Source organism: Roseovarius conchicola, assembly GCF_041403425.1.
In the GTDB taxonomy this organism is placed as follows: Bacteria; Pseudomonadota; Alphaproteobacteria; order Rhodobacterales; family Rhodobacteraceae; genus Roseovarius; species Roseovarius conchicola.
Map to the genome: position 1 here is coordinate 926,496 of NZ_JBGEHK010000001.1, position 25,058 is coordinate 951,553.

Here is a 25,058-nt window from a genome sequence, read left to right on the forward strand (position 1 = left end):
ACCCGCTTGGCCACCGCCCGAGCTGTCACCACCACCATCAGGCTGTTGATAGTAGCCACCGGGTGGAGGGCAAGGATTGCCGCCTGCACCTGCTGTTTGCCCACCGACACAACCTCCACCGTCGCCTTCGGGGTTGCCATACTTGTCATATGTGGGTTGTGGTTGAATTGGTTGTGGTTCCGGCTGTGAACACGCCCCCAGTGTAAGCATGCTGATAACAACTACCATTGGTGCTATACGCGTCATGTAACAACTCCTTCTGTCGTCTCAATTGAGTTTTAAGGTCCAATACACCTGAGACTATCAGCTAAAAAGTTCGTGCGCCAGTTCTAGTGCATCAATCAGCACATCGACCTCGTCGCGTGTGTTATACATCCCGAACGAGGCCCGGCAGGTCGCGCTGACGCCGAGGTGATCCATCAGTGGCCCGGCACAATGATGGCCCGCGCGCACCGCGACGCCCTTTTTGTCAAGGATCGTCGAGATGTCGTGGGCGTGGGCCGCCCCATCCATGGTGAAAGAAAAGATCGCCCCCTTGTTCGATGTGGTGCCTTGAACTGATATCCAGTTCAGGCCCGCCAGACGCGATTGCGCATACTTGCTGAGATCGTCCTCATGGGCAGCAATCTGCTCCATCCCGACTCCCATCATGTATTCCAGCGCCGCACCAAGACCGATGGTTTGCACAATGCCGGGGGTGCCGGCCTCGAATTTCATCGGCGGATCATTATAGGTCACTTCGCCCTTGCTGACCTCGCGGATCATATCGCCACCACCCATGAAGGGGCGCATCTCGGCCAGACGGTCCTTGTGGACATAGATCGCACCCGATCCCGAGGGCCCATAGAGTTTGTGGCCAGTGATGGCATAGAAATCACAGCCCAACTCATCGACATTGACGGGCATGTGCACCGCCGCCTGACTGCCATCAACCAGAACCGGCACGCCTTGGGCGCGCGCGGCATCACAGATCGCCTTGATATCGACCTTGGTGCCCAGCACGTTGCTCAGATGGGTGATCGCAATCAGCTTGGTCTTAGGTGTGATCGCGTCGATCACCGTTTGCGCATCCAGCGCACCAGTGGCATCCACATCAACCCATTTCAAGGCCACGCCTTGGCGCTCCCGCAGGAAATGCCAGGGCACGATATTGGCATGGTGCTCCATGACTGAAAGCAGGATTTCATCACCCGCCTGCATCCGCGGCATGGCCCAGCCATAGGCGATCATATTGATCCCCTCAGTGGTGCCGGAATTCAGCACGATCTGATCCTCATCGGCCACGCCAAGGAACCGGGCAATAATACCACGTACGGCCTCGTACTTTTCGGTCGCGAGGTTAGAAAGCGTGTGCAACCCCCTGTGAACATTCGCATATTCATGGGAATAGGCGGTCGTGATCGCATCAATGACCGCCAGCGGTTTCTGCGCTGAAGCCCCGTTGTCCAGATACACCAAAGGTTTGCCGTTCACCTGGCGGGAAAGGATCGGGAAGTCTTTCCGGATCTCGTTAACGTTATACATAACCCGTCCCTCCGACGACCACGGCGCCAATCACCGTCACGATGACCGATAGCCCAAGCAACATGGCCACCAATGCCAGAACCATCACTCCCACCGCCTTGGCGATATTGTCAAACCGATGCGCCACATCGAGGAAGGACGCCAGAATAAAGATGCCCCAGATCGCACCGATCAAGGCAAGCAGCCCGCCAAGGAACGGTGTAACCAGCGACAGGACCAGTACCGCAGCCTGCAGCAGCAAACGCATCACCTGAAGCCAGGTGATGACCAGCAGGATATCTCCCATCTGTCCCTGCCCGCCCATCGCCTGACCGATCCAGTGCAGCACAAAGACCGAAATCACCAGGACACCGCACAGGAACACGGTGAATAATACAGGGGATTGGAACGCCGGTGGAATCATCGCCATCACCGCCGGGTCTCCCGGTGGCGACAGTTGAAGCGAGATCGAATACACGATGGCGTTCAAGACGCACATCAGTACCAACGCCATCCACAACCATTGGCGTGGCAGATCATAGCTACTAAGCACCCGGGCCGCCGCGTCGGCTGGGGTACGTACCGTATCGACCACCAGGGCTTGGAATTCGGATTGTGTCATTCGGTGCTCCATCCTGCCTCACGCATGTTGGATAACCAGAACCAGAGGAAAACCACCAGCCATAACACACCTACGATCTGCAACTCGATGCCCGGCCCGATAAACCCAGCCACCAACCCGTGCAACAGGATCAGCGGCGTTGAGGCCAACAACGCCCAAAACAGAGCCATTCGCGTGGCAAAAGCATCGCATTTGCGCCCCAGCGCTCTCAGCACCAGATGGCTCAGAAAAGCAATCGCGTAAAACAGCAAAGGCGCAATAAAAATCCACGCCATCAAGGTGCCACCCAGAAGCGGGTTCAACTCCTGGCCGGTCAGATGCGCCTCACGCGACAGGCGAGGCCACTGGGCGATGAAAACAACCACGCAAGCTGCCATCAGGATAACCAAGGCGCGATCTTCCCGTGGCCCCATCGCCAACAGACGGCGCATCACCCGGCGCGGTCCGCGATAGGTGGCCGCGATATCCCGGGCGACAGGCATTAGCCGCGCCGCCGCTCCAACCAGCCCTCAAGGCGGCTGATGATATCGCTGCGCAGCCCTTCATCTTCTACTTCGTCAACGGCTTCGGCCAGAAATGCGATGGTCAGCAGATCGGTGGCAATTTTTTCAGGGATGCCGCGCGCGCGCAGGTAAAACAGGCCCTCCTCATCAATCGCCCCCGAGGTCGAGCCATGCGAACAGGCCACGTCATCGGCGTAGATCTCAAGTTCGGGCTTGGCCAGAAACTGGCTATCGCCATCCAGCAACAATGATTGGCTGATCTGGTAACCGTCCGTCTTCTGAGAACCTTCCTTGACCAAGATCTTGCCCTGGAACACACCGGTCGCCCCATTGCGCAGCACCTTCTTGAACACCTGACGGCTTTCGCAGCGTTCGGCGTCGTGGGTGATGAACACCGTGTCATCATGATGAAAATCACCATCGCCCACAGCGGCCCCTGCCACATGGGCAATGGCGTCATCCCCGGTCAACTCGATCACGCATTCGTTGCGCGTTAGCACGCCGTTAGAGGTCAGCGTGAACGACTTGAATGCACTTTCCTGACCAAGGCGGGCGAAAATATGCGTCACCGCGCGACGCTCATGATCGCGCCCTTGCTTGCGCACATGGTGGAAACCGGCATTGTGGGCCACCTCCACTTCCATCACCTTGTTGAACCGCGCCGCCGCCGGGCCACTTTCCAGAATGGTCAAGTCCGCACCCTCGTCCAGCTTGATAGCATGATGGAGGATCGCATCAGAAGTTGTTGATTTATGATGGTAAATAAAGTGTATGGGCTTGCTGACCTTACCGGTTGCATGGATCAGGACACCATCGGTTGCCATGGCTGTGTTCAGCGCCGCCAGCGGGCGTTCAACCGGTGTTTGCCCCCGGGTTTCCAACACGCCATAAACGTCCTTGGCCCAATGGATATCCGCTTTGCCTGCTTCTGCCAGTCGTTCGATGCTTGCTCCTTCAAGGGCCAGATCATCGCTTGCCTCGGCATCAAAGACACCGTCCACGAACACGATTTTCAACCGATCTACATTGCCGAACAACTCGCGTTCGCCACTGGTGTCATAGAGCGCCGCCTCGGGGGCCTCTGCACTCACCAAACTGTCCGGACGGGTGTATTTCCAATACTCGTCCCGGCGATCCGGCAGCCCCATGGTCCGCAACCGCACCAGCGCATCGTCGCGCGCGGCCGTGGCCCATGCGGCCCCCTCGGGGTGGGTCAGCGCGGCCAGCCGCGCCTCGGCGGCATCCTGTTTTGCCTGTGGCTGCGCCATCACGCCACCTCCGCCAGAATATCGGCATAGCCGTTGTGTTCGACTTCCAGCGCCAACTCGGGTCCACCGGTTTTGACAATGCGGCCCTCGGCCATAATGTGCACGACATCAGGTTTGATATGGTCCAGCAGGCGTTGATAATGGGTGATCACAAGAAACCCGCGCCCCTGGTCGCGCAAGGCATTCACACCTTCGGCCACCAGCTTCATCGCATCAACGTCAAGACCGGAATCCGTTTCATCAAGAATACACATTTTTGGTTCGAGAACAGCCATTTGCAGGATTTCGTTCCGCTTCTTCTCGCCGCCTGAGAAGCCAACATTGACCGGGCGCTTCAGCATGTCCGCGTCGATCTTGAGGGTCTTGGCCTTATCACGCACCATCTTCAGGAAGTCCGTCGCGCTCATTTCGGGCTCATCGCGTGCTTTTAGCTGCGAATTCAACGCCGTACGCAGGAAGGTCATGTTGCCCACGCCGGGAATCTCCACCGGGTATTGGAATGCCAGGAACAGACCGGCTGCAGCGCGCTCTTCGGGTTCCATCTCAAGGATGTCATCGCCTTCCAGTGTGGCCGAGCCCTGGGTCACCTCATAGCCATCCTTGCCGGACAGGACATAAGACAAGGTCGATTTGCCGGAACCGTTCGGCCCCATGATCGCGTGTACCTTGCCCGCCTCAACCGTCAGGTCGACGCCCTTGAGAATGGTCTTGTCTTCTTCTTCAAGATCGACGTGTAGGTTTTTGATTTCCAGCATTTATTTGTCCTCATTTCAACTTTGCGCCCTGCGGCAGCAAAGGCGTGTTCTTCTTGTTCTCTGTGTGCCGGGCTAGCCCAGAACCACCGCTGTTCCACTGGCCGAGACCATCAGCATGGACTGTCCCACCACTTCATAATCCAGATCGACGCCCACAACCGCATTTGCGCCCGAGGCCGAGGCCCGTTCTTCCAGTTCGCGCAAGGCCGTGTCGCGGGCATCCTGCAACTTGCTTTCATAGGCACCCGAGCGCCCCCCGACGATATCAGTGATCGAGGCAAACACATCGCGCACCACATTGGCGCCCATAATGGCCTCGCCCACGACGATGCCGCGGTATTGCTTGATGTGGCGTCCTTCGATTGTGTTTGTGGTTGTGATGATCATCACTCTGCCTCTCGGTTCGTTTTGCCCTTAAGGCGCTGTTTGGCCGCGAAGGATTCCAGAGGTTTCACCAGAAACCGCGCCAGCACGCCCCCCAACAACGCCCCGGTTGCGATCCACAGCACCGGCGAGGCGTTCGGCGTAGCGTTGACATAGAAAATCCCAATCGTGCCGCCCAGAACCGGAAGCGCGTAGGGTAATACGGCGGCGATTTTTGAGGCCAGAGGAATTGGGGAGGCTGCGCTCATTCTGTGCCCCTCCCTTCGTGTCCAAGCACGGACAGATATATCGCAAAGTAATGATAGACGCCCCAAAGCGCGACAAACACAATCGTTCCGCAGGTGACGGACATGGCCTTCCAGAAGACTTGTGTGTCCTGCTCCGGCCACAGCGTGACAACAATCAATGCAGGCACTGCAAAGATCAGGGGCAACAACGCCCAAACCATCATCTGTTCCTTCATCATCGGAGGTAACAGCCAGTGCAGGAATCTGCGTTGCATCCCGCTATCCCACCGAGCCTTCAAGGCTGATCGCAACAAGCTGCTGAGCTTCCATGGCAAATTCCATTGGCAGGGCTTGTAGAACATCCTTACAGAACCCGTTGACCACCAGCGCCACGGCCTCTTCCTCGTCCATGCCGCGCTGGCGGCAATAGAACAGCTGATCGTCATCGACCTTCGAGGTGGTCGCTTCATGTTCGACCCGCGAGGAATTGTTCTTCACCTCGATATACGGCACCGTATGCGCACCACAATCGCTGCCGATCAACAGGCTGTCGCATTGCGTATAGTTTCGGCTTTCCTTGGCCTTGGGGTGCATGGAAACCAGCCCGCGATAGGTGTTCTGCGCCTTGCCCGCACTGATGCCTTTCGAGACGATGCGCGACTTGGTGTTCTTGCCAAGATGCACCATCTTTGTGCCGGTATCGGCTTGCTGCATGTTGTTGGTGATGGCAATCGAATAGAATTCGCCCTGGCTGTCATCCCCGCGCAGAATGCAGGATGGGTACTTCCACGTCACGGCCGAGCCGGTTTCGACTTGTGTCCACATCACCTTGGCGCGGTCGCCCCGGCAATCGGCCCGTTTTGTTACGAAGTTATAGATACCGCCCTTGCCGTTCTCATCCCCGGGATACCAGTTCTGTACGGTGGAGTATTTTACTTCGGCATCTTCTTCGATGACGATCTCAACCACGGCGGCATGAAGCTGTGCCACGTCGCGTTGCGGCGCGGTACAGCCTTCCAGATAGCTGACATAAGACCCCTTGTCGGCGATGATCAGCGTGCGTTCAAACTGCCCAGTATTCTCGGCATTGATACGGAAGTAAGTGCTGAGTTCCATCGGGCAACGCACGCCCGGCGGCACGTAGACAAACGAGCCATCAGAAAACACTGCGCTGTTCAGCGTGGCATAAAAATTGTCACTGACCGGAACGACCGAGCCAAGGTACTTCTTGACCAGTTCGGGGTGGTCCTTGATCGCCTCGGAGATCGAGCAGAAAATCACGCCCGCCTCTTTCAACTCTTTCTGAAAGGTCGTGCCCACAGATACGGAGTCAAACACCGCATCCACCGCCACTTTGCGCCCCTCGGCCGGGGCCGCCTCGGCTCCTTCAACGCCGGCCAGAATCATCTGTTCCTTGAGCGGGATACCCAGCTTTTCATAGGTCGCCAACAGCTTTGGATCGACCTCGTCCAGTGATTTCGGTTTTACTTCCATCGACTTGGGACGCGCGTAATAATACTGATCCTGAAAGTCGATTTCCGGATAGTCGACCATTGCCCAGTCCGGCTCTTTCAGCTTGAGCCAGCGTTCGTAAGCGGCAAGGCGCCACTCGGTCATCCATTCGGGCTCTTCGTTTTTCTCGGAAATCAGGCGCACGATATCGGGTGTCAGGCCCTTGGGGGCGTATTCCATCTCGATATCGGTTTCCCAGCCGTATTTATACGTGCTGACCTCGCGCACGGCGTCCACTGTCTCCTGATCCACACCGTCCTTGACCTGTGGTTCGTCCAATACCGCCATGTCGCTCTCCTTGTCGCTCACGCCGCCCGGGCGCGATGTTTCTCCAGACAATTCAGCCAGGCTTGGGCAAAGCGCCTGATGTCTTCTTCTGTCGTCTCAGGCCCCAGAGACACGCGAATGGCACTTGCCGCCTCGCTATCGCTGAACCCCATCGCTTTCAGCACCCGGCTGGTTTTCACCTTGCCGCTGGAACAGGCCGAGCCTGCCGAAATGGCAAACCCAGCAAGATCCATCTGCATCACCTGGGTCTCCCCTTTCCACCCATCCGTCAGGATGAGAGAGGTGTTTGGCAGCCTTGGCTGAGATTTCCCGACAAAAATAGTCCCTTTTGCCGATTCCTCAATAGATGATTCTAGAATGTTTCTAAGTTTTTCAACCTTGGCCCAGACTCCCGCCTCCAGATCGCGCATAGCGGCCTCGATTGCCGCGCCAAAACCGGCAATCCCAATGACATTCTCGGTGCCGGATCGGCGGCCCATCTCCTGCCCGCCTCCATCGGCAAGCGGTGTGATATCGAGTCCCTGACGCAAGATCAGCGCACCGACGCCCTTTGGCCCGCCCAGCTTATGCGCTGAGAGGATAGCCATATCAGCGCCAGACCATGCAAACGAGAAGGGAATACGCCCGATAGCTTGGGTTACATCCAGAAGCAGCCAATCCGCGTGCGCCCGCCCAACAGGATATTGCCCATCCACTTTGGCGGGTGGTTCCGTGATGATCCCGGATTCAGAGTTGGCCAGACCCATCGCCAGCGTGTGTCCGGGCCCTCTTGGGTGTTCGACCCAATTCTGCATGCACACATGTGCCCAAAGGGCATCATGCGAGGTCTCATCGACAAGTATGTCGTGCCCCGAAGGCATATCGCCCAGCACCCTGGCCGCTTCGGTTGCCCCGGAGGTAAAGATCACTTCCTGTGGCTTGCACCCCACGGCCTCAGCCACTTGTGCGCGAGCACGCTCCACCAGCCCTTTTACGGCACGCCCTTCCCCGTGAACACTGGACGGGTTACCGACGACGTCCATCGCCGCAATCATCGCCTCGCGCGCCTCGCTGCGCAGTGGGGCAGTTGCATTGAAATCAAGATATGTTCGGCTCATGCGTTTTCACTCCGCAACGCGGCAAACCGGTCGCGAAACTCAAGGGCCACGTCCGCGCGCATTAGATAGTTGGCTGTGGGGATCACGGTATCTCCGGTTCCTTCTCCCATCCGTTCCATCGCCTGTTTCAGGATCCGCCCCGGCACCTGTGCAAAGCCGATATGGCTTGCAGTCAGAAAATTCCTGAGCTTACCCCAAATGGTTCGATGGGCATTCCAGCTTTGTGCCGCGATCAGTCCGGCACGGGCAAAGAACAAATGCAACTCTTCCAAGGACATGCCTGAATGGGCAATCGCCTCGTGCCGGTGACGGCGATGCTCCACGCGTTCTCCCGCGTCGCTCCAGGTCGTTAGCTTACGAACAAAAGCCTGCCCGACCGGATCGAGGATGACGGGCATATCCTGTAATTCGTGCAGCGCCAAAAGGTCGTCGGATGTCACGATACCTCAATCCTCATCCACAACAGAAAAGAGGTTTGGCACCGCCGGACAGGGCGCAAGGGTGTTCTTGACCACATCGCTCAACCGGGTCTGATGCAGGAACACATAGACATTCGCGCTCAGCGATTCCCAAAGTCGGTTGGTCATGCTTTGCGCGCGCGACCCACTTGCCGCACCTGACGCCCCTGCCCCTTTGTGCAGCGCATCCACCGTCTCATCCACTGCGGCCAGAATGTCGGCCACCCGGATTTCCGATGTCGGGCGCGCCAGTTTGTATCCGCCCCCCGGTCCGCGCACCGATTCAACCAGTTCGGCACGGCGCAGCTTCACGAACAGCTGTTCAAGATAGGGAAGCGAAATGTCCTGTCGCTTCGACACATCCCCCAAAGTCACGAGCGTATCGGCATCCTGAAGTGCAATGTCGACGAGGGCGACCATTGCATAACGGCCTTTGGTGCTAAGTTTCATTGTCTTTCCCCCGCGAATTGATTGACCTCTGCGATACAAGGTCTTATCTCGCTTGAAGCTGATCCGGCCTGCCGGAAGTTTAGAAACATTCTAAGTTGGCCGGGTAATTTCGTCAAGAAATCCATCCTGCCGCATATCAGGGAATAGACAGCATATGCCAGAGGTCATTTTCGCCGGTCCCGAAGGCCGCCTCGAAGGACGCTACCACCCGCAACGTGAACGTGACGCCCCGATTGCCATCGTGCTGCATCCGCACCCGCAGTTTGGCGGCACCATGAACAACAAGGTGGTCTATAACCTGCATTATGCGTTCTACAACATGGGCTTTACCGTGTTGCGGTTTAACTTCCGCGGTGTCGGGCGCAGCCAGGGCGAATATGATCAGGGCGTGGGTGAACTTTCTGACGCTGCTTCGGCGCTGGATTACCTCCAATCGATGAACAACAATTCCAAGCATTGCTGGGTTGCCGGGTTCAGCTTTGGCGCCTGGATCGGGATGCAGCTGCTGATGCGGCGCCCGGAAATCACCGGGTTCATCAGTGTTTCGCCCCCCGCCAACATGTATGACTTTTCCTTCCTCGCCCCCTGCCCGTCATCTGGCCTGATCATCAACGGCACCAACGATCGTGTCGCACCGCCAGCTGATACAACGGCTTTGGTGAACAAGCTGCACGAGCAGCAAGGCATCACCATCACCCATGACGAAGTGGAAGGATCGGGCCACTTCTTTGAAGAGCCCTACATGGATACGATGATCGACACCGTCACAGACTATGTCAAACGCCGTTTGACCGAGACAACACGGTAAGCGCCATGGGTGTCACAGAGGATCTTGCCGATGAGTTGGCGAAGGATGTGATCAAGGCGATCGACGCCACTGGCGACGAAGAACTGATCACAGAAATCGGGCGTGTCCTGGGCGCGACGTCACAAACCGCAGAAGAAGCGTTCCTGACCGCGCTGCGTGTACGGCGCGCCAACATCAAGGCGCGCGCGCTGCTTTTGAACAAACTCAAGGCATTCAAGAGCAAGAAAGAGGGGGACGGCGGCAAGGACTGATCCCTGCCGCCACGTCCGATACTATTCGGCTTTCATCGCCTCGATCGAAATCATCACGTCCAGTTCGTCACCGACATTGGGGGCGAACTTGCCCAGACCATAATCCGAACGCAGGATCGTTGTGGTCGCGTCAAATCCCATCCAGGGCTTGCCGGCCATCGGGTGCGTATCAGCCTTATTCAGTTTGGCTTCGAGCACCACGGATTTTGTCATCTCGTTGATGGTCAGATCGCCGGTGATGTTGGCGGTGTCGTCACCGGTGACTTCGATGCCGGTCGAGGTGAAGGTGATCATGTCACCCTCGGACGCACCAAAGAAGTCGTCGGACATGAAGTGCTCGAACCGCTTTTCCCAACCCGTAAACAGTGACATCACGGGCATCGAGACGGACACTGATGACGCGGCGGGATCTTCAGCATCGAACATGATCTCACCGTCGAAACCCGAAAACATGTTGTAGGTGGTCGAAAAGCCCAGGTGGTTATAGGTGAACACAACCTGGCTATGGCTGGCATCCAGCGTGTATTTTTCGGGGGCGGCCATCGCGCCCGAGGCGAGCACGGCAAGGGCGGCGGCGGTTGTGGCAAGATACTTCATTGAAAACTCCTGGTTGGAACTGCTGTTGATCACGAACTTATCACCATAAAATGCCCTGCAATCGCTGCAGGGCAAGTCTGTACGGTTCAACATTTGGTGTGTGTCAGCGAACACTCGCCACTTCAGAAGCTGCTCAAGCCACCTCTTGCAAGGCGGCCCGAAGCGCCTTTTCGGTATGTTTATCGGTTACCGGAACCGAAAGCAGCAGCTCGCCCGCGGCACTGCGCGCAGTCAGAAGTTTGTCTTTCAAGGTCACGTCCGTAAGGCTGTCGAAGCTGTGAGAGCTGACAACACTCATCTGCCCGGACATGTCTGCTTTCAGAACGCGCAACTCGCGCCCCTGAACATCGATTTCGATTTCCGGGGCCTCGCCGCGGTCGTCAATCGAGCTGAGAAACATCGCCCCCAGCCCCATTAGCACCAGCGAGATCAGCAATTTGATCAACCGCATGCCGGCATCGCCATCGGCGACGGGCACCAACCACAGACCCAAGGCCGATATGATGAGGATGGATCCCAGAAAAACCCGGCCACTTCGGTTAACCGAACTGGTTTCCCGCAGCGACTTGCGAAGTGCTTGCGCCTTTTCAAACTCCTGATGGGCTTCGCTGGTCACAGCCATGACTGTCCTCCATTGCATGTCTTGCGGTCCTCACGTGCAATTCTGGCGGGCAAAAAAGACCACAATGGGGCACTTCGACGGAGATATTCTGACAACCGGGCCCCATCCTTATTGCGCCCTTGCCTGCCCGCTCAATCCATCGTATATGCCCGCTTCCTTCTGCAGTTTTTATGAACCGCGCAGTCTCTCGTGGATGGGTCGCAGAAGGATTGGCCCTCCTTTGAAATGCGCCTTGATAGAAGTGGAGCACACATGCCGCTTTATGAGCATGTCTTTATCTCGCGTCAGGACTTGTCCAACACGCAAGCCGAAGGTCTGATCGAACATTTTGGTACCGTCCTTGCCGACAATGGCGGCAAACTCGTCGAGCACGAGTATTGGGGTATCAAGACGATGGCCTACAAGATCAACAAGAACCGCAAGGGCCACTATGCCTACCTGAAAACAGATGCCCCCTCGGGCGCTGTGCAGGAAATGGAGCGCCTGATGCGCCTGCATGACGATGTGATGCGCGTGTTGACCATCAAGGTCGACGAGCATGTCGAAGGCCCGAGCGTGCAGATGCAGAAACGTGACGAACGCGGCGACCGCCGCGAGCGCCGCTGATCCCGCTTGAAGAAAGGACAATAAGTTATGGCTGCAAAACCATTTTTCCGCCGTCGCAAGGTCTGCCCCTTCTCGGGTGATAACGCGCCGAAGATCGACTATAAAGATACCAAGCTGCTGCAACGCTACATCTCTGAGCGTGGCAAAATCGTGCCCTCGCGCATCACCGCCGTTTCGGCCAAGAAACAACGCGAGCTGGCCCGTGCCATCAAACGCGCCCGTTTCCTGGCCTTGCTGCCCTATGCCGTGAAGTAAGGAGTATTTGATATGCAAGTTATCCTTCTTGAACGCGTGGCCAAGCTGGGCCAAATGGGCGAAGTCGTCGATGTGAAGCCGGGCTATGCCCGCAACTTCCTTCTGCCTCAGGGCAAGGCCCTGTCGGCCTCGGAACAGAACATCGCTGATTTTGACGCTCGCAAGGCACAGCTGGAAGCCAACAACCTGGAAACCCGCAAAGAAGCGGAATCCATGGCCGAGAAGCTTGATGGGCAACAGTTCATCGTGATTCGCCAAGCGTCGGACGCTGGCGCGCTTTATGGCTCGGTTTCGACCCGCGATGCGGCCGAAGCGGCCACAGCCGAAGGGTTCGCCGTTGATCGCAAGCAGGTCGCCCTGACCCGCCCGATCAAGGAACTGGGTCTGCATGACGTGATCGTCTCGCTTCACCCCGAAGTGGAAGCCACCATCGTGCTGAACGTGGCCCGGTCGCAGGAAGAGGCTGAACTTCAGGCCTCCGGTAAATCCATTCAGGATGCCGCGGCCGAAGCCGAGGAAGCCGCCGAGTTCGAAATCGCCGAGCTGTTTGATGACATTGGTGCCGCAGCCAGCGACGACGATGATCTGGCAGCCGAGATTTCAGAGGGCGACGATGCCCCGGTCGAGTCTGAGGAAGACACTCCCAAAGACGCCTGACATCTTGAAAATCACGCCTTTGGGGCCGCGCATCCAGAATGCGCGGCCCTTTTTTCTTTGTGTTCCTGAGAGTTACGGAACTCGACAGTCCGGTCCTAAATATGGTACAGTTCAGGCAGTGGTAGAACGAGTTCACCTTCTCTCACTTCTCTTTAGGAGCGTCCCTGGGGACGAAAACGAGTTTGATCAGCCGAAAAAGCGGCCTTCAACGCGACAAGATCACCTCCCTGCTCGCCGCGGCCGCAGCACAGCGATTCTGCGTCGATCGCACTTCGGTCAGGAGGGCATACGGCATGGCCAAACTGTCTACGTTCCTCTTTTCGTCTGTTGATGACTTCCTACATTCTTGCGCACCATCATGCTCGGGAGCGTACAGATGGAATTGATTGATCTGGCCGCCACACCAGAAGGCCACCACGACTTTGTCGAGTACCTTGCCAAAATATGCGAGGGCATGGAGATCGAGTATGCTTCTTACGCCTCGGCAAATCCGGTCAGCGGCAAGGTTGCCGCGTTTACGACCTATCCTGACGATTGGAAGACCCACTATATGGAGCAGGGTCTGCACCTGAGTGATCCCACTCTGCACACGGCGGCGCGCAGCATTGCGCCTGTCGACTGGAGCCGTCTTGAGCGCAGCGACGCGTTCAACAACGTCTTTTCGCAAGCCCAGGATTTCGGCATCCCGGATGTAGGCCTGACCATACCGATCCGTGGACCGTTCGGAGAAACCGGGTTGTTCAGCGTCTCTTCCTCGGTCACGGCGCAGGACTGGGCCAAGAAAAAGCGCACGATCGTCGCAGATCTTCAGTTGGCCGCCGTCTACATGCATGACCGCGTGATGAAATCTGACAGCCTGATGGATATCCTGCGCTACCCTGCCCTGTCGCAGCGCGAAGTCGAAATTCTGCAATGGGTCGCAGGTGGAAAAACCCAACAGGACATCGGCGACATTCTGTCAATCTCGCCCCGTACGGTCGAGGTGCATTTGCGCTCGAGTCGTGAGAAACTGAACGCGCTCTCCACGCCACAAGCGGTCGGACGCGCGATCAGCATGGGCCTGATCGGGCCAGCCTGACGCAACTGACCCCAAGGTCACCTCAAAACTGAGCCGGTTGCTCTCAAAATCCAAGCCAAGGTGGAGTCAGTTTTCCGCTCAAATCGGCAACCCCAAAAAACTTTCCTTGTTTTATTAGACTTTTAGCGGCTGTGCTGGTCCTAAATACGGGATTTCCCCAATATCGCCCGCTCAGGATGTTGTTAGGTTTGAGTTCTAGGGTGCTGAACAAAGCTAGGGAGAAGGCAAAATGCTACTTGTGGTTGATGCGTTGAACAAAGACCGTTTTTCGACAGTTCTGGACGATATGTATAGGTTGCGTGCGCGTGTGTTTCAGGACCGGATGGGCTGGGACGTGGCAGTGAAGAATGGTCGCGAGATTGACGAATTCGACGAGTTGAACCCGGCTTACATCATCTGCCTGGACGACGATTACGAGGTTGTGGGCTGTGCCCGGCTTCTGCAAACGACCGGGCCGCACATGCTGTCGGATGTCTTCTTTGATATTCTGGATGGCGAGCCCCCTTTGCGCAGCGCCACGATCTGGGAATCGACCCGTTTCTGCGTCGACCGGGATCGCCTGGCCAAAGGAACCGAGCGTAATTCGGTGTCCTACGCCACATGTGAACTGATGGCAGGCATCCTGGAATATGGCCGTGACTCAGGCATTCAGGACATTATCACCGTGATCGACCCAGTGATGGACCGGATCCTGAAACGCTCAGATAACGCCCCTTACGGCTATGTCGGTAAGACTGCGGAGATGGGCAAGGTCAAGGCCTTGGCCGCGCTGTGCGACTGTTCTGACGATCGGATCAACAAAGTGCGCGCCTTTGCGGGTATCGAGGGCGATATCTTCCTTGGCGAAGACGAGGTCGCAGCCGGTCGCGCCACACCCGACATCGATGCGCTAAGCGCCGAATTGCAGATTTACTGTCACGAACAAATCACTTCCGCCGAGAGCCAACATGAACGCGCAGCCGCCCTGGCCCTGCAGCAGGCTCTGACCGGAATGCTTCGTTCTCGCCGTAATTGCGACGCCTGACCCCCAGCAGGATCGCGACACCAACACGGCAGAACGAAGAAGGCCGCCCTTGGCAAGGGCGGCCTATATTTTCCCCACTTACTGATCGGGCTCAGAGATCGTCCAGTGCCTCGACGGCTTTTTGCAAGTCATCCTTGCTGATCTCTTTTTCTTTCATCTTGGTCTGCTCAAACGCGTGGTCGATGACCTTGTCTTCGAAGATCGGGGCGCGCAATTGCTGCTGCATACCGGGGTTTTTCTGCACGAACTCAAAGAATTCCCGCTCCTGCCCCGGATATTGCCGCGCCTGCTCCATCACCGCCTGGGTCATTTCCGCATCCGACACTTCGATTTCGGCGTTCTTGCCCATTTCGGCAAGCAACAGCCCCAGACGCACGCGGCGCTCGGCCAGCTTGGTGTGCTCGTCCGTGGTCTCAATCTCGGGGTGGTCGTGTCCCTCCACCTCGGGGTTCTCTTCGTGCCACAGCTGATGCGCGATCTGCTTGGCTTCCATTTCGACCATGGTCGGGGGCAGTTCAAAGCTGACCTGCTTGTCCAACTCGTCCAGTAAACCACGCTTCATCACTGCGCGGGCCGCGCCAGCATACTCCGCTTCCAGACGCTCACTGATCTGCGCCTTCAAGCCAGCCAGATCCTCGGCCCCGAATTTCACGGCCAGATCATCGTTGATCTCGGCGGCGACCGGTTCTTTCACCGATTTCACGGTGCAGTCAAACACCGCCTCTTTTCCGGCCAGATGCTCGGCTTGATATTCTTCAGGGAAGCTAACCGTGACGGCTTTTTCCTCTTCGGCTTTCACACCGACCAGTTGTTCCTCGAAGCCCGGGATGAAGCTGTTCGATCCCAGAACCAGCGGATAGTCATCTGCGCTGCCGCCCTCAAACGCCTCGCCATCGATCTTGCCCACGAAATCGATCACGACCTGATCACCGTCCTTGGCCTTGCTTCCCTTGCGACGGTCTTTGAAATCCTGGCTGCTTTCGGCCAGATTGGCCAGCGCCTCGTCAACGGCTGCGTCATCGGCCTTGACCACCAGCTTTTCCAGCTTGACCTTGCCCAGATCAACCTCCGGCACATCGGGCAGCGCCTCATAACTCATCTCGATCTCAACGTCGTCGCCTTCTTTCCAATCTTCATTGGTCATCTTGACGGCAGGCTCGGCCGAGGGGCGATCGCCGCTGGCCTCGAAATGCTGCGACATGGCGCCATCGACGGCTTCTTGCATGGCTTCGCCCATGATGCGCTGACCAAACTGCTTTTTCAGCAACGGCAGCGGCACCTTGCCTTTGCGAAAGCCCTTCATTTCAACTTCGGGCTGGGCCTCTTTCAGCTTTTCGACAACCTTGTCGTCCAACTCTTTGGCGCTCAGAACCATGGTGTAGGCGCGTTTCAGCCCCTCGTTCAGTGTCTCGGTGACCTGCATTGTCGTCCTCTCATATGCATCGGGCCGCAGAGGCGTCTGCGGCGGTCAAAATCAGAGGCCGTTCTAGGATTGCCAGCGCGTCGATGCAAGCGGAGTCTGGTGCTATTTTTACCGAGCCGCCTGGACCGTTCGTGACGCAGATAACACAGTCTGATAAGGCCGCATCACGCGGCACCATCGAGGCAATTTACTCTGATCTGTTAAAATGGTGCGGGTGAAGGGACTCGAACCCCCACGCCAAAGGCGCCAGAACCTAAATCTGGTGCGTCTACCAATTCCGCCACACCCGCACGTTCCCGCGCTTGGCAGCGCAGTGATCGGCTATCTAAAACGTTTCGCGCCAACAATAAAGACCGATATCACTCAAAAATCCAGGGCATCGGATCGGCGGTCTCTCTCTAAATATGGGGCAAAAAGGCGCAAATCAGCCATATGTGCGAAAAAAGGCACGACATTAACCGATTCTTGCCATAATCTGATTGAAAAACTGAGGCAGTCATAAAGCGAGAAACGCCATGAAACCGAAAACGGTCGGGCGGATCAGTGGTCAATCGATCAAGGAATCCCGTCAAAATATCTCTGGACATGTATCCGGCCTTTGGGCCGACAGTGTCATCATGACACTGAACGGCGAGCGGCTGGTCTCGGACCTGGCCCCCGGTGATCGCGTCATCACGCGCGACAGCGGTGTCGCTTTGGTCACGTCGGTGCATTCCCGACAGGTCACAACCCGCGCGGTCACGATCCTTGCCGGGTCGCTGGGGCACACGCGGCCTGAACGCGATGTCACCCTGCCCGCGGGTCAGCCTGTTCTTGTGCGCGACTGGCGCGCTCGGGCGATCTTCAATGCGCGTCAGGCGATGGTGCCTGCGCATCGCCTGATTGATGGCGAATTCATCACCGATCAGGGTGAGGTTGAGATGACCATCTATGAGCTGGGTTTTGACACGCCCCACATTCTTTATATGGACGGGTTGGAAGTGGGCAGCGATGCCTCGGCCCTCACCAATACTGACAGCGGCGCGCAAGCCGCCTGATCGCAAACTGTTTTCCTGAGTGTGAAGCCCCGGTCTGATCGCAGGTCGGGGTTTTGCGTTGTCAGAGACCCAGTTCGCGGAACACCTTGGGCAATTCTTCGGGCAGGTCCTCGGCAATTAATCCGGGGCCAAAGCTGCGCGCGCATTCAATATGCAGCCAGGCGGCTGTTTCCGCCGCCTGCATTGGTTGGAACCCTCGCGCCAACAACCCGGTGATGAACCCGGCCAACACATCGCCCGACCCGGCCGTGGCCAGCCAAGGAGCGGCGCGATCATAATGAGCCGAATTGATGCTGCATCGCCCATCTGGCGCGGCGATCACCGTGTCCGGGCCTTTGAACAGGACCACGCACCCTGCCCGCTTGGCAGCCTCTCGCGTGGCATCCACTTTGGAATAGGCTGGGCCCTTGGTCGGGGTCTCGTTCAGCTTCTCGGCGATATCGGGGAACAACCGCGCAAATTCGCCGGCATGAGGCGTCAGCACACATTTGTCATGTAGCATCCCGAACAGAACTTCGGGCGCATCTGCGAACGTCGTCAACGCGTCGGCATCCAACACCGTAGGGCGGGGTTTCACCCCGCCACATGCAATAGGGACCAACTCTCGCGCCCGCTCTAAGCCCAAACCCGGCCCCAGGCACACCGCATTCAGACGATCATCCTCCAGTATCCGGGCCAGTCCGTCGCCGTCCTCAATTTGTGAGAGCATCAACGCGGTGATCTGGCTCGCCACCTCCATCTGCGCGTTCGGCGGCACGCCCAATGTCACCAGCCCCGCCCCGATCCGCAGCGCACCCCGCGCCGCCAACCGTGTGGCGCCTGTTTTGCCTGGGCCACCAGAGACTACTACGGCGTGGCCGTGATCGTATTTGTGTTCCCAGGAAAAACCTTTAGAGAACTGAGAATAAGTGGACGATCCCTCGGTATTCGGTCCAACATCAACTTTATGAGCAATATCAAAGTTGAAATCTCTCATGAAATCATCTGTCAATGCTATGGATTTGTTCTTCAAAGAACCACAATGATCAGGGCCTTCATCCAAAAGGTGCCCCAATTTACGCTCATGAAATGATACCGTAAGTTCAGCATGAAATGCGCGCCCGAGCACACGACCACTGTCCGCACACAAACCAGCAGGAATATCGATAGAAACACGCTTTATCGGATCGTGAGATGCCCCGTTCAAGAGAACCATATCAAAATCTGTCATGAATTTTTCGATGGGTCTTGAAAGCCCGGTTCCCAAAAGTGCTTCGACAAACAGAATTGGGTTTTCCTCGTGTATAAAAGCTTCGATAAGGCCAATTTGTTTTTCAACAGAAAGGCCAAAATGCTCTGAGATTTCCCCCAACTCCCGCCACCGCTCATAATTCACCTTCGCATCCGACGGCAGTTTGGCGGGGTCACCGTAGAGAAACACCTCCACCTCCCAGCCCCATTCTTTCAGCAATCGCGCCACGACAAAGCCATCGCCGCCGTTGTTGCCGGGGCCGCACAGCACCACCGCTCGATGGGAGGTCTTGGCCAACTCGGGCCATTCCTCGAACACCGCCTCGACCACGCCGCGCCCGGCACGTTCCATCAGCTCAAGGCCCGTCACTTCCCCCGACTCAATCGCGGCAGTTTCAATGGCGCGCATTTGGGTGGCGGTCAGCAATTCGGTCATGATCGACCCTTTCACGATTCAATTTTGCGCACTACAAAGGCACTATGCCTATTTTTTAGGCATTACCTATTACGCGCTGCCTTGCAGCATACCTGTCCTACCCTATCCGATTGTCGTCAGTGAATAGAAGTGGTCAGTCAGCCGCAATACCCCTCTGCCAAGGAGACTGGCCCATGAAAAAGATCGAAGCGATCATCAAGCCCTTCAAGCTGGATGAAGTCAAAGAAGCCCTTCAGGATGTTGGTGTTCAAGGCCTCTCGGTGATCGAGGTCAAGGGGTTTGGCCGACAGAAAGGCCACACGGAACTCTATCGCGGCGCTGAATATGTCGTTGATTTCCTGCCCAAGGTGAAAATCGATGTCGTGCTGGACGATGATCAGGTTGATGCCGCCATCGAGGCGATCGTTGACGCGGCCAAGACCGACAAGATCGGTGACGGCAAGATTTTCGTCAGCCCCGTAGAACAAGCCATTCGCATCCGCACCGGTGAATCCGGCTCGGACGCCCTTTAAATCCCAACCCCACAGTAACTCAAAGGGAGCCCTCAGATGAGTGCAAAAGACCTGCTCAACACCATCCGGGACGAAGATGTCGAATATGTCGACATTCGTTTCACCGACCCGCGTGGCAAACTGCAACACGTGACTGTCATGGCCGACCAAGTCGACGAGGACTTCCTTGAAGAAGGCTTCATGTTTGACGGCTCGTCCATCGCCGGGTGGAAAAGCATCGAAGCATCGGACATGAAGCTGATGCCCGACACGGAAAGCGGCTATATCGACCCGTTCTATGCCGAGAAAACCCTCTGCGTGCATTGCTCGGTTGTCGAGCCGGACACCGGCGAAGCCTATCACCGCGACCCGCGTGGTACCGCGCAGAAAGCCGAAGCTTATCTGAAATCTTCGGGCATTGGCGATGTGGCCTATATGGGCCCCGAGGCCGAGTTCTTCCTGTTTGACGACGTCAGAATGTCCAACACAATCAACAAAGTATCATACGAAGTAGATGCGATGGACGGATCCTGGAACTCTGACACCGAATACGAGATGGGCAATATGGGCCATCGTCCCGGCGTTAAAGGCGGCTACTTCCCGGTGAACCCCACCGACGACGCTCAGGACATCCGCAGCGAAATGCTGTCCACGATGAAGCGTCTGGACATGAAGGTCGACAAACACCACCACGAAGTGGCGTCCTGTCAGCACGAGCTGGGCCTGATCTTTGACAGCCTGACCAAGCAAGCCGACGAGCTGCAGAAGTACAAGTACGTGATCCACAACGTGGCACAAGCCTACGGTAAAACCGCGACATTCATGCCCAAGCCGATCTATGGCGACAACGGCACCGGCATGCATGTGAACATGTCGATCTGGAAAGACGGCAAGCCGCTGTTTGCGGGCGACAAATACGCCGACCTCAGCCAGGAAGCGCTGTACTTCATCGGTGGTGTTCTGAAACACGCCAAGACGCTGAACGCCTTCACCAACCCGTCGACCAACAGCTACAAACGCCTGATCCCTGGCTTTGAAGCGCCGGTTCTGCGCGCCTATTCGGCCCGTAACCGTTCGGGCTGTGTGCGCATCCCGTGGACTGAAAGCCCCAAAGCCAAGCGTGTTGAGGCTCGTTTCCCCGATCCGGCGGCCAACCCTTACCTCTGCTTTGCCGCCCTGCTGATGGCCGGTCTTGACGGGATCAAGAACAAGATCGATCCGGGCGAAGCGATGGACAAAAACCTCTATGACCTGCCCGCAGAAGAGCTGGAAGGAATCCCGACGGTTTGTGGAAGCCTGCGCGAAGCGATTGATGCGCTGGCCGCAGATCATGACTTCCTTCTGGCCGGCGACGTGTTCACCAAAGATCAGATCGACGGCTATATGGAGCTGAAGATGGAAGAGATCGAAATGTACGAGCACACGCCGCACCCGGTTGAATTCCTGATGTATTACAGCTGCTAAGCGCAGTCTTCATCACCACATATTTCTGAATGGGGGCGCCTTGATCGGGTGCCCCCGTTTCCCTTAGTCTGCGCGCGGAGGATATGACATGGATACTGCCAAGGCGACCGGGTTTTGCTGTCCTGTCGAAGTCAAGCCGAGCGGTGGCAAAGGCCTTGGAGTGTTCTCAAAGGCCGCCATCAAGCGAGGAGACATCGTCTGGCGTCATGTACCGGGTCTCTACACCGTCTACGATGAGATGGGTTTCAAAAAAGCCATCAAACATCTCTCGGACGAGGAGGTACGCTATGAACTCACCCATGTTTTTGGGCTTGAAGACTTCCCTGAGTGCCTGATCCGGGTTTTTGACGACGGGGTTTTGATCAATCATGCGCGTGATGCAAATGTTGAAACCAACAACGCAACACCAATGACAAAACCAGTATACCCTGCATCGCCGCACTACGTGCAAGATGTCACCAAGATGCTTCTGGACGACCGTTACGCATTAGTTGCAACCCGAGATATTCAGGCGGGCGAAGAACTGACCAACAACTATGAAACCGAAACGCATGAACCCGAGTTCTATCATGTTCTCTATGAGAAATACGGTGTGGAAGAGGATTATCTGCAGGACGATCCGGGGTGACCAGAACTCGCGCCGCCAAGAGAGCAAAGGATCTATAACGAACCTCGCATTCTCGTATTTTGAAGACCTTTTGGATACGTTCGGGCAAGCGCAGTATGCTGCCTACACACCTTGTTTTACGGAAGTTTTACTTTCTCACCACTCATCGTCCCGCTAGGATAAAGTGATTTATTGAGTAACGGAGCCCCACATCATGTCAGTTAAAACCTTCGCCGCCGCCTTCAGCGCCGCCTGTTTATTCTCAGCGGGTGCAGCTTTCGCTGCGCAATGCGGCAACGATGCCGGGGGCTTCAACGCCTGGAAAACGGCCTTCGCAAAAGAAGCCAAGGCGGCGGGTGTCGGGCAGCGCGGTCTGCAGGCGCTGGCAAATTCAAGCTATGCGTCGCGCACGATCTCGGCAGATCGCAACCAGAAAAGCTTCAAATACAGCCTTGATAAATTCATGAAGGTCCGTGGTGCCAACACGATCGTGGCCCAAGGGAGGAAGCGTAAAGCAAAGAACGCGAATTTCTATGCCGCCCTAGAGCGCCAGTATGGCGTCCCTGCTGGCGTGATTATCGCCATTCACGGGATGGAAACCGGCTTTGGCGGGTTCATGGGCGACAGCTCGGTCGTCTCGGCCATCGTCACGCTCACCTATGATTGCCGCCGCTCCGATTTCTTTGCACCCCACGCCATCGGGGCACTGAAACTGGTGGACAGCGGCGCCATCACGCCCGCTACCAAGGGCGCAAAACATGGCGAATTGGGCCATACACAGTTCCTGCCCGGCAATGCGTTGAAATACGGTGTGGATGCCAATGGCGACGGGCGCATAGATTTCTACAATCAGGCTGATGCGCTGGCCTCGACCGCCAATTTCCTGCGCCAGAAAGGGTGGCAGCCCGGTCAGGGCTATCAGGAAGGGCAGCCCAATTTCAACGTGATCAAACAGTGGAACGCAGCCGGGGTCTATCAGAAGGCTATCGCGATCATGGCCAGCCAGATCGACGGCTGATCTGCGCCGATCACCGCTGTGATTTGATCCAGGCCGCGCTCCCGTTAAACGGGAGAGCCACGTCGAATGCTCAATTTAATCTTAATTTGGCCTAATTGCTGTGGCTGAGTTCGGGCGTCAGTAATGGATCACGAGAACCAAAATGACCGAACAGGTTTTTGGTACGATTGCCGCCCTGGAGTTTTGTGTGCTCCCCCGCCAGGGCTTTGAAGATATTGTCGAGGATCTCGACATCTCGTTTCAGCCGACGGGCCTGACCCGCCGCACGCTGATCTGGGATGGTGACGATATCGCCATTATCGAACGGGATGCGTTGCGCATCCTGCTGGGTTGGTTACCGCCTGAATTCCCCGGCGCGCCCGGCTATCTGGTGATGGCAGTCGGGAAATCCCCGAACAACTTCGGCGTAGAGGTGGGGGTCGAAACCTGCCAGTTCATCAAGGAGTTGCTGTTGGCGCATCTCGCCAGCTATCTGACGGCACGCCGTGTTCTGCACAAGGACACGGATCAGCAGGTCGATTCCGAGTTGATGGACGATGTCGCCGAAATCCTGGCGAAAGAAGCGGCACAATCCTGGCCCGCCCAGGGCGCAGCGAACGAACAGGACGAGGCGAGCGGGCAAACCGCGTCACCCTTAGACTCCGGCTCAAAGGATAAGAACACTGCCGAGTTCATCGAGGCCGAGTTTCATGACCTTGGAAACGACGAGGACTGCTCTCTACCCAAGCGGCTGACCATCTACACGCTGGGTGCCACGATGCTGCTTTACACTCCGCCCGTTGGTGCCTCGCTTCTGGTCTATGCGACGTTGCGCGATTTCGCCCCTGCCGATCCCTTGGCGCTGACCCACACCTCGGCCGCATAGCCCCCCTTGACGTAAGACTGGGCCGTCCCTATCTCCACGTCTCCAAGGGGTTCAGGGCCCCCGCCGCTCGCTGGTCATATGACCATGGTGAAGCTCTGATCAATCATTGTCCCCGTTTCTGACCAGACGAGTCATAACCGGGCGGCAACGCGGGCGCCCGTCTTCCGGAGCACGACTCGACCGGGAAAGAAACCATGACACAGATTGTTTTACCTTCGCGCGACACGCTAAAGGCCCAAGCCCGCCGTTTGCGCACCACCCTTGCCGAAACCGGCACCCCGATCAGCCACGCCGCTGCGCTTGAAATCCTTGCGCGGCAATGGGGATATCGCGACTGGAACACCCTGTCCGCCGCGATTGAGACCGCCCCTGCCCCGCGCTGGCAAATCGGCGGGCGTGTCGAGGGCCGCTATCTTGGTCACATCTTTGCGGGCCGGATCAAATCGGTGAACCAGAAAGGGGCTGATCACGCCCAACTCACACTGGTCTTTGATGAACCGGTGGATGTGGTCGCCTCGGATAAGTTCAGCGCCCTGCGCCGTCAGGTGACGGCCACGGTGAACGCCAAAGGGCGCACGGTTGAGAAGACCTCGGACGGGCAACCGCATCTGGTGCTTCACTGACAACAAGGCCCCTCGCTGGCTGTTTCAGCGAGGGGCATGACGCCCCCAAAACGGGATGACAACGCCCTTGAGGGCCGAGGACGCAATCAGATATGATGCAAAATATTGCATCATCCCGCATTGCGCCAATGTCCGATGTGCGGACGAAGCAGTCACTTGCGGAGCCGCGCGATGGCCAGACCGCGGGATGGCGATCCAACCGTTCTATAACACGCTTTATGGCAGCCAAGCCCGTGTAAGATCACAGCACTGCGCCAAGCCCGGTCAAATCGCCAGCCCTTTCGGGCGGTCTGGCGATCGCGCGGCGGCCTGCGGCCTTGATTCCGCGCCGTGGGATGACCGTAAAGGGCTCTAATCGACTGTTTTTCAAAGCGTTCCAAATCAGATCAAATCTGAACCGCACCCAAAACCAATACATCCTGAAACCAACACCTGCGAAGCGGCGTTTAGTCCCCGGGCACTGGCCGACGATAAGTGCAAACCATCCGGTAAGATTTGTTCGGCCCCGATACGTCCCATCTGACCATCCATTCCGGCCAGATATCGAAGGTGTATTTCACCTTGTAGGTATCGGGGTCGCACCAATGGGTGTCTTCCAGTGTCTCGCGGTCAAAACTGTGAAAGGCACTGCCATCTTCAAACAGGACTTCAATCCGCCCGCCTTCGGCTTCGCGCCACAGATAGACACGCTGTGCACTGACCGGGCGTTGGCCTTCGACCTTGATCAGCCCCTTCTCTTCATAGAACAGCCCGTCCCCATCAGGGATGAACCGGGCCGAGCCGCGAAACTCGGCATTGGGCGCATTATCATGCACCATCCGCTTTTCCAGCACCCATGCGCCCTCAAAATCCAACAGGTTCACTGTCATCGCCTTGCTGCCTCTGCCCTGCCCGGTTAA

The 25,058-nt window shown here is 57.0% G+C and carries 31 protein-coding genes and 1 tRNA gene; 14 read left to right on the forward strand and 18 right to left on the reverse strand.

The genetic code is table 11. The features are described 5' to 3' along the window. Window positions 1-303 precede the first annotated feature (303 nt). The 12 genes from V6N02_RS04430 to iscR form a co-directional block, all read right to left on the reverse strand. Entirely contained in the window at window positions 304-1,524 is a 1,221-nt protein-coding gene (locus V6N02_RS04430; RefSeq protein WP_371224282.1) for a cysteine desulfurase, read from the reverse strand. Continuing rightward, window positions 1,517-2,125: a Yip1 family protein gene (locus tag V6N02_RS04435; protein WP_371224283.1), complete on the reverse strand. Its 609-nt coding sequence runs from the start codon at window positions 2,123-2,125 to the stop codon at window positions 1,517-1,519. Before V6N02_RS04435 ends, V6N02_RS04430 begins: the two co-directional genes overlap by 8 nt. After that, window positions 2,122-2,607, reverse strand: a complete 486-nt coding sequence (locus V6N02_RS04440) for a YIP1 family protein (protein ID WP_371224284.1) — start codon at window positions 2,605-2,607, stop codon at window positions 2,122-2,124. Before V6N02_RS04440 ends, V6N02_RS04435 begins: the two co-directional genes overlap by 4 nt. Then, complete coding sequence (locus V6N02_RS04445; RefSeq protein WP_371224285.1) at window positions 2,607-3,896, reverse strand: SufB/SufD family protein; 1,290 nt, start codon at window positions 3,894-3,896, stop codon at window positions 2,607-2,609. Before V6N02_RS04445 ends, V6N02_RS04440 begins: the two co-directional genes overlap by 1 nt. Then, complete coding sequence (gene sufC, locus V6N02_RS04450; protein WP_371224286.1) at window positions 3,896-4,651, reverse strand: Fe-S cluster assembly ATPase SufC; 756 nt, start codon at window positions 4,649-4,651, stop codon at window positions 3,896-3,898. Before sufC ends, V6N02_RS04445 begins: the two co-directional genes overlap by 1 nt. Window positions 4,652-4,723: 72 nt before the next feature. Continuing rightward, window positions 4,724-5,038, reverse strand: coding sequence for a heavy metal-binding domain-containing protein (locus V6N02_RS04455; protein ID WP_371224287.1), 315 nt, complete (start codon window positions 5,036-5,038; stop codon window positions 4,724-4,726). After that, window positions 5,038-5,283 carry a hypothetical protein gene (locus V6N02_RS04460; protein ID WP_371224288.1) on the reverse strand — a complete coding sequence of 82 codons (246 nt, stop codon included), beginning with the start codon at window positions 5,281-5,283 and terminating at the stop codon, window positions 5,038-5,040. Before V6N02_RS04460 ends, V6N02_RS04455 begins: the two co-directional genes overlap by 1 nt. Then, on the reverse strand, window positions 5,280-5,537 hold the full coding sequence (locus V6N02_RS04465; protein ID WP_371224289.1) for a hypothetical protein: 258 nt from the start codon (window positions 5,535-5,537) through the stop codon (window positions 5,280-5,282). The genes V6N02_RS04460 and V6N02_RS04465 overlap by 4 nt, the downstream gene beginning before the upstream one ends. A 4-nt stretch (window positions 5,538-5,541) precedes the next feature. After that, the gene (gene sufB, locus V6N02_RS04470) at window positions 5,542-7,062 is read right to left on the reverse strand and encodes a Fe-S cluster assembly protein SufB (RefSeq protein ID WP_371224290.1); all 1,521 of its coding nucleotides are present in this window, start codon (window positions 7,060-7,062) and stop codon (window positions 5,542-5,544) included. 17 nt (window positions 7,063-7,079) lie between these two features. Beyond that, the gene (locus V6N02_RS04475) at window positions 7,080-8,159 is read right to left on the reverse strand and encodes a cysteine desulfurase family protein (protein WP_371224291.1); all 1,080 of its coding nucleotides are present in this window, start codon (window positions 8,157-8,159) and stop codon (window positions 7,080-7,082) included. Continuing rightward, window positions 8,156-8,599, reverse strand: a complete 444-nt coding sequence (locus V6N02_RS04480) for a hypothetical protein (RefSeq protein ID WP_371224292.1) — start codon at window positions 8,597-8,599, stop codon at window positions 8,156-8,158. The genes V6N02_RS04475 and V6N02_RS04480 overlap by 4 nt, the downstream gene beginning before the upstream one ends. Before the next feature lie 6 nt (window positions 8,600-8,605). After that, a complete protein-coding gene (gene iscR / locus V6N02_RS04485) occupies window positions 8,606-9,067 on the reverse strand; it encodes a Fe-S cluster assembly transcriptional regulator IscR (protein WP_371224293.1) in 462 nt (153 codons plus the stop codon). Between the two features lie 154 nt (window positions 9,068-9,221). Between iscR and V6N02_RS04490 the strand changes: the two genes are divergently transcribed. Next, window positions 9,222-9,875, forward strand: a complete 654-nt coding sequence (locus V6N02_RS04490; protein ID WP_371224294.1) for an alpha/beta hydrolase — start codon at window positions 9,222-9,224, stop codon at window positions 9,873-9,875. A gap of 5 nt (window positions 9,876-9,880) precedes the next feature. Continuing rightward, the gene (locus tag V6N02_RS04495) at window positions 9,881-10,126 is read left to right on the forward strand and encodes a hypothetical protein (protein WP_371224295.1); all 246 of its coding nucleotides are present in this window, start codon (window positions 9,881-9,883) and stop codon (window positions 10,124-10,126) included. A gap of 21 nt (window positions 10,127-10,147) precedes the next feature. Here the strand turns inward: V6N02_RS04495 and V6N02_RS04500 are convergent, their stop codons facing one another. Both V6N02_RS04500 and V6N02_RS04505 read right to left on the reverse strand, forming a co-directional pair. Next, on the reverse strand, window positions 10,148-10,723 hold the full coding sequence (locus V6N02_RS04500) for a YceI family protein (RefSeq protein ID WP_371224296.1): 576 nt from the start codon (window positions 10,721-10,723) through the stop codon (window positions 10,148-10,150). A 133-nt stretch (window positions 10,724-10,856) separates the two neighbouring features. Continuing rightward, window positions 10,857-11,345 (reverse strand): hypothetical protein, encoded by a 489-nt coding sequence (locus V6N02_RS04505; RefSeq protein WP_371224297.1) that lies wholly within the window; start codon window positions 11,343-11,345, stop codon window positions 10,857-10,859. 252 nt (window positions 11,346-11,597) lie between these two features. On the opposite strand from V6N02_RS04505, the gene rpsF reads away from it, so the two are divergent. The 5 genes from rpsF (at window position 11,598) to V6N02_RS04530 (ending at window position 14,965) form a co-directional block, all read left to right on the forward strand. Next, entirely contained in the window at window positions 11,598-11,951 is a 354-nt protein-coding gene (gene rpsF / locus V6N02_RS04510) for a 30S ribosomal protein S6 (protein WP_371224299.1), read from the forward strand. Window positions 11,952-11,978: 27 nt separating this feature from the next. After that, window positions 11,979-12,206 carry a 30S ribosomal protein S18 gene (gene rpsR, locus V6N02_RS04515; RefSeq protein WP_008328567.1) on the forward strand — a complete coding sequence of 76 codons (228 nt, stop codon included), beginning with the start codon at window positions 11,979-11,981 and terminating at the stop codon, window positions 12,204-12,206. Window positions 12,207-12,218: 12 nt separating this feature from the next. Then, window positions 12,219-12,863: a 50S ribosomal protein L9 gene (rplI, locus tag V6N02_RS04520; RefSeq protein ID WP_371224300.1), complete on the forward strand. Its 645-nt coding sequence runs from the start codon at window positions 12,219-12,221 to the stop codon at window positions 12,861-12,863. Between the two features lie 376 nt (window positions 12,864-13,239). Beyond that, on the forward strand, window positions 13,240-13,941 hold the full coding sequence (locus V6N02_RS04525; RefSeq protein WP_371224301.1) for an autoinducer binding domain-containing protein: 702 nt from the start codon (window positions 13,240-13,242) through the stop codon (window positions 13,939-13,941). A gap of 229 nt (window positions 13,942-14,170) precedes the next feature. Continuing rightward, window positions 14,171-14,965 carry an acyl-homoserine-lactone synthase gene (locus tag V6N02_RS04530; RefSeq protein ID WP_371224302.1) on the forward strand — a complete coding sequence of 265 codons (795 nt, stop codon included), beginning with the start codon at window positions 14,171-14,173 and terminating at the stop codon, window positions 14,963-14,965. Between the two features lie 91 nt (window positions 14,966-15,056). On the opposite strand, the gene tig is transcribed toward V6N02_RS04530, so the two are convergent. Both tig and V6N02_RS04540 read right to left on the reverse strand, forming a co-directional pair. Next, complete coding sequence (gene tig / locus V6N02_RS04535) at window positions 15,057-16,388, reverse strand: trigger factor (protein WP_371224303.1); 1,332 nt, start codon at window positions 16,386-16,388, stop codon at window positions 15,057-15,059. Window positions 16,389-16,594: 206 nt separating this feature from the next. After that, a tRNA-Leu gene (locus V6N02_RS04540) sits at window positions 16,595-16,678 on the reverse strand. Window positions 16,679-16,903: 225 nt separating this feature from the next. Between V6N02_RS04540 and V6N02_RS04545 the strand changes: the two genes are divergently transcribed. After that, window positions 16,904-17,425, forward strand: a complete 522-nt coding sequence (locus V6N02_RS04545) for a Hint domain-containing protein (protein WP_371224304.1) — start codon at window positions 16,904-16,906, stop codon at window positions 17,423-17,425. A gap of 61 nt (window positions 17,426-17,486) precedes the next feature. Here V6N02_RS04545 and V6N02_RS04550 read toward each other — a convergent pair whose 3' ends face one another. Then, window positions 17,487-19,091 (reverse strand): NAD(P)H-hydrate dehydratase, encoded by a 1,605-nt coding sequence (locus V6N02_RS04550; protein WP_371224305.1) that lies wholly within the window; start codon window positions 19,089-19,091, stop codon window positions 17,487-17,489. Window positions 19,092-19,264: 173 nt separating this feature from the next. On the opposite strand from V6N02_RS04550, the gene V6N02_RS04555 reads away from it, so the two are divergent. The 6 genes from V6N02_RS04555 (at window position 19,265) to V6N02_RS04580 (ending at window position 24,159) form a co-directional block, all read left to right on the forward strand. Beyond that, window positions 19,265-19,603: a P-II family nitrogen regulator gene (locus V6N02_RS04555; protein WP_371224306.1), complete on the forward strand. Its 339-nt coding sequence runs from the start codon at window positions 19,265-19,267 to the stop codon at window positions 19,601-19,603. Window positions 19,604-19,639: 36 nt separating this feature from the next. Beyond that, window positions 19,640-21,046, forward strand: coding sequence for a type I glutamate--ammonia ligase (gene glnA / locus V6N02_RS04560; protein ID WP_371224307.1), 1,407 nt, complete (start codon window positions 19,640-19,642; stop codon window positions 21,044-21,046). An 88-nt stretch (window positions 21,047-21,134) separates the two neighbouring features. Then, the gene (locus V6N02_RS04565) at window positions 21,135-21,674 is read left to right on the forward strand and encodes an SET domain-containing protein (RefSeq protein WP_371224308.1); all 540 of its coding nucleotides are present in this window, start codon (window positions 21,135-21,137) and stop codon (window positions 21,672-21,674) included. Window positions 21,675-21,867: 193 nt separating this feature from the next. Beyond that, a complete protein-coding gene (locus V6N02_RS04570) occupies window positions 21,868-22,671 on the forward strand; it encodes a lytic murein transglycosylase (RefSeq protein WP_371224309.1) in 804 nt (267 codons plus the stop codon). Between the two features lie 142 nt (window positions 22,672-22,813). After that, the gene (locus tag V6N02_RS04575) at window positions 22,814-23,536 is read left to right on the forward strand and encodes a hypothetical protein (RefSeq protein ID WP_371224310.1); all 723 of its coding nucleotides are present in this window, start codon (window positions 22,814-22,816) and stop codon (window positions 23,534-23,536) included. A 194-nt stretch (window positions 23,537-23,730) separates the two neighbouring features. Then, window positions 23,731-24,159 (forward strand): glyoxalase superfamily protein, encoded by a 429-nt coding sequence (locus V6N02_RS04580; RefSeq protein ID WP_371224311.1) that lies wholly within the window; start codon window positions 23,731-23,733, stop codon window positions 24,157-24,159. 446 nt (window positions 24,160-24,605) lie between these two features. Here the strand turns inward: V6N02_RS04580 and V6N02_RS04585 are convergent, their stop codons facing one another. After that, window positions 24,606-25,028 carry a DUF6314 family protein gene (locus V6N02_RS04585; RefSeq protein WP_371224312.1) on the reverse strand — a complete coding sequence of 141 codons (423 nt, stop codon included), beginning with the start codon at window positions 25,026-25,028 and terminating at the stop codon, window positions 24,606-24,608. Between the last annotated feature and the right edge of the window lie 30 nt (window positions 25,029-25,058).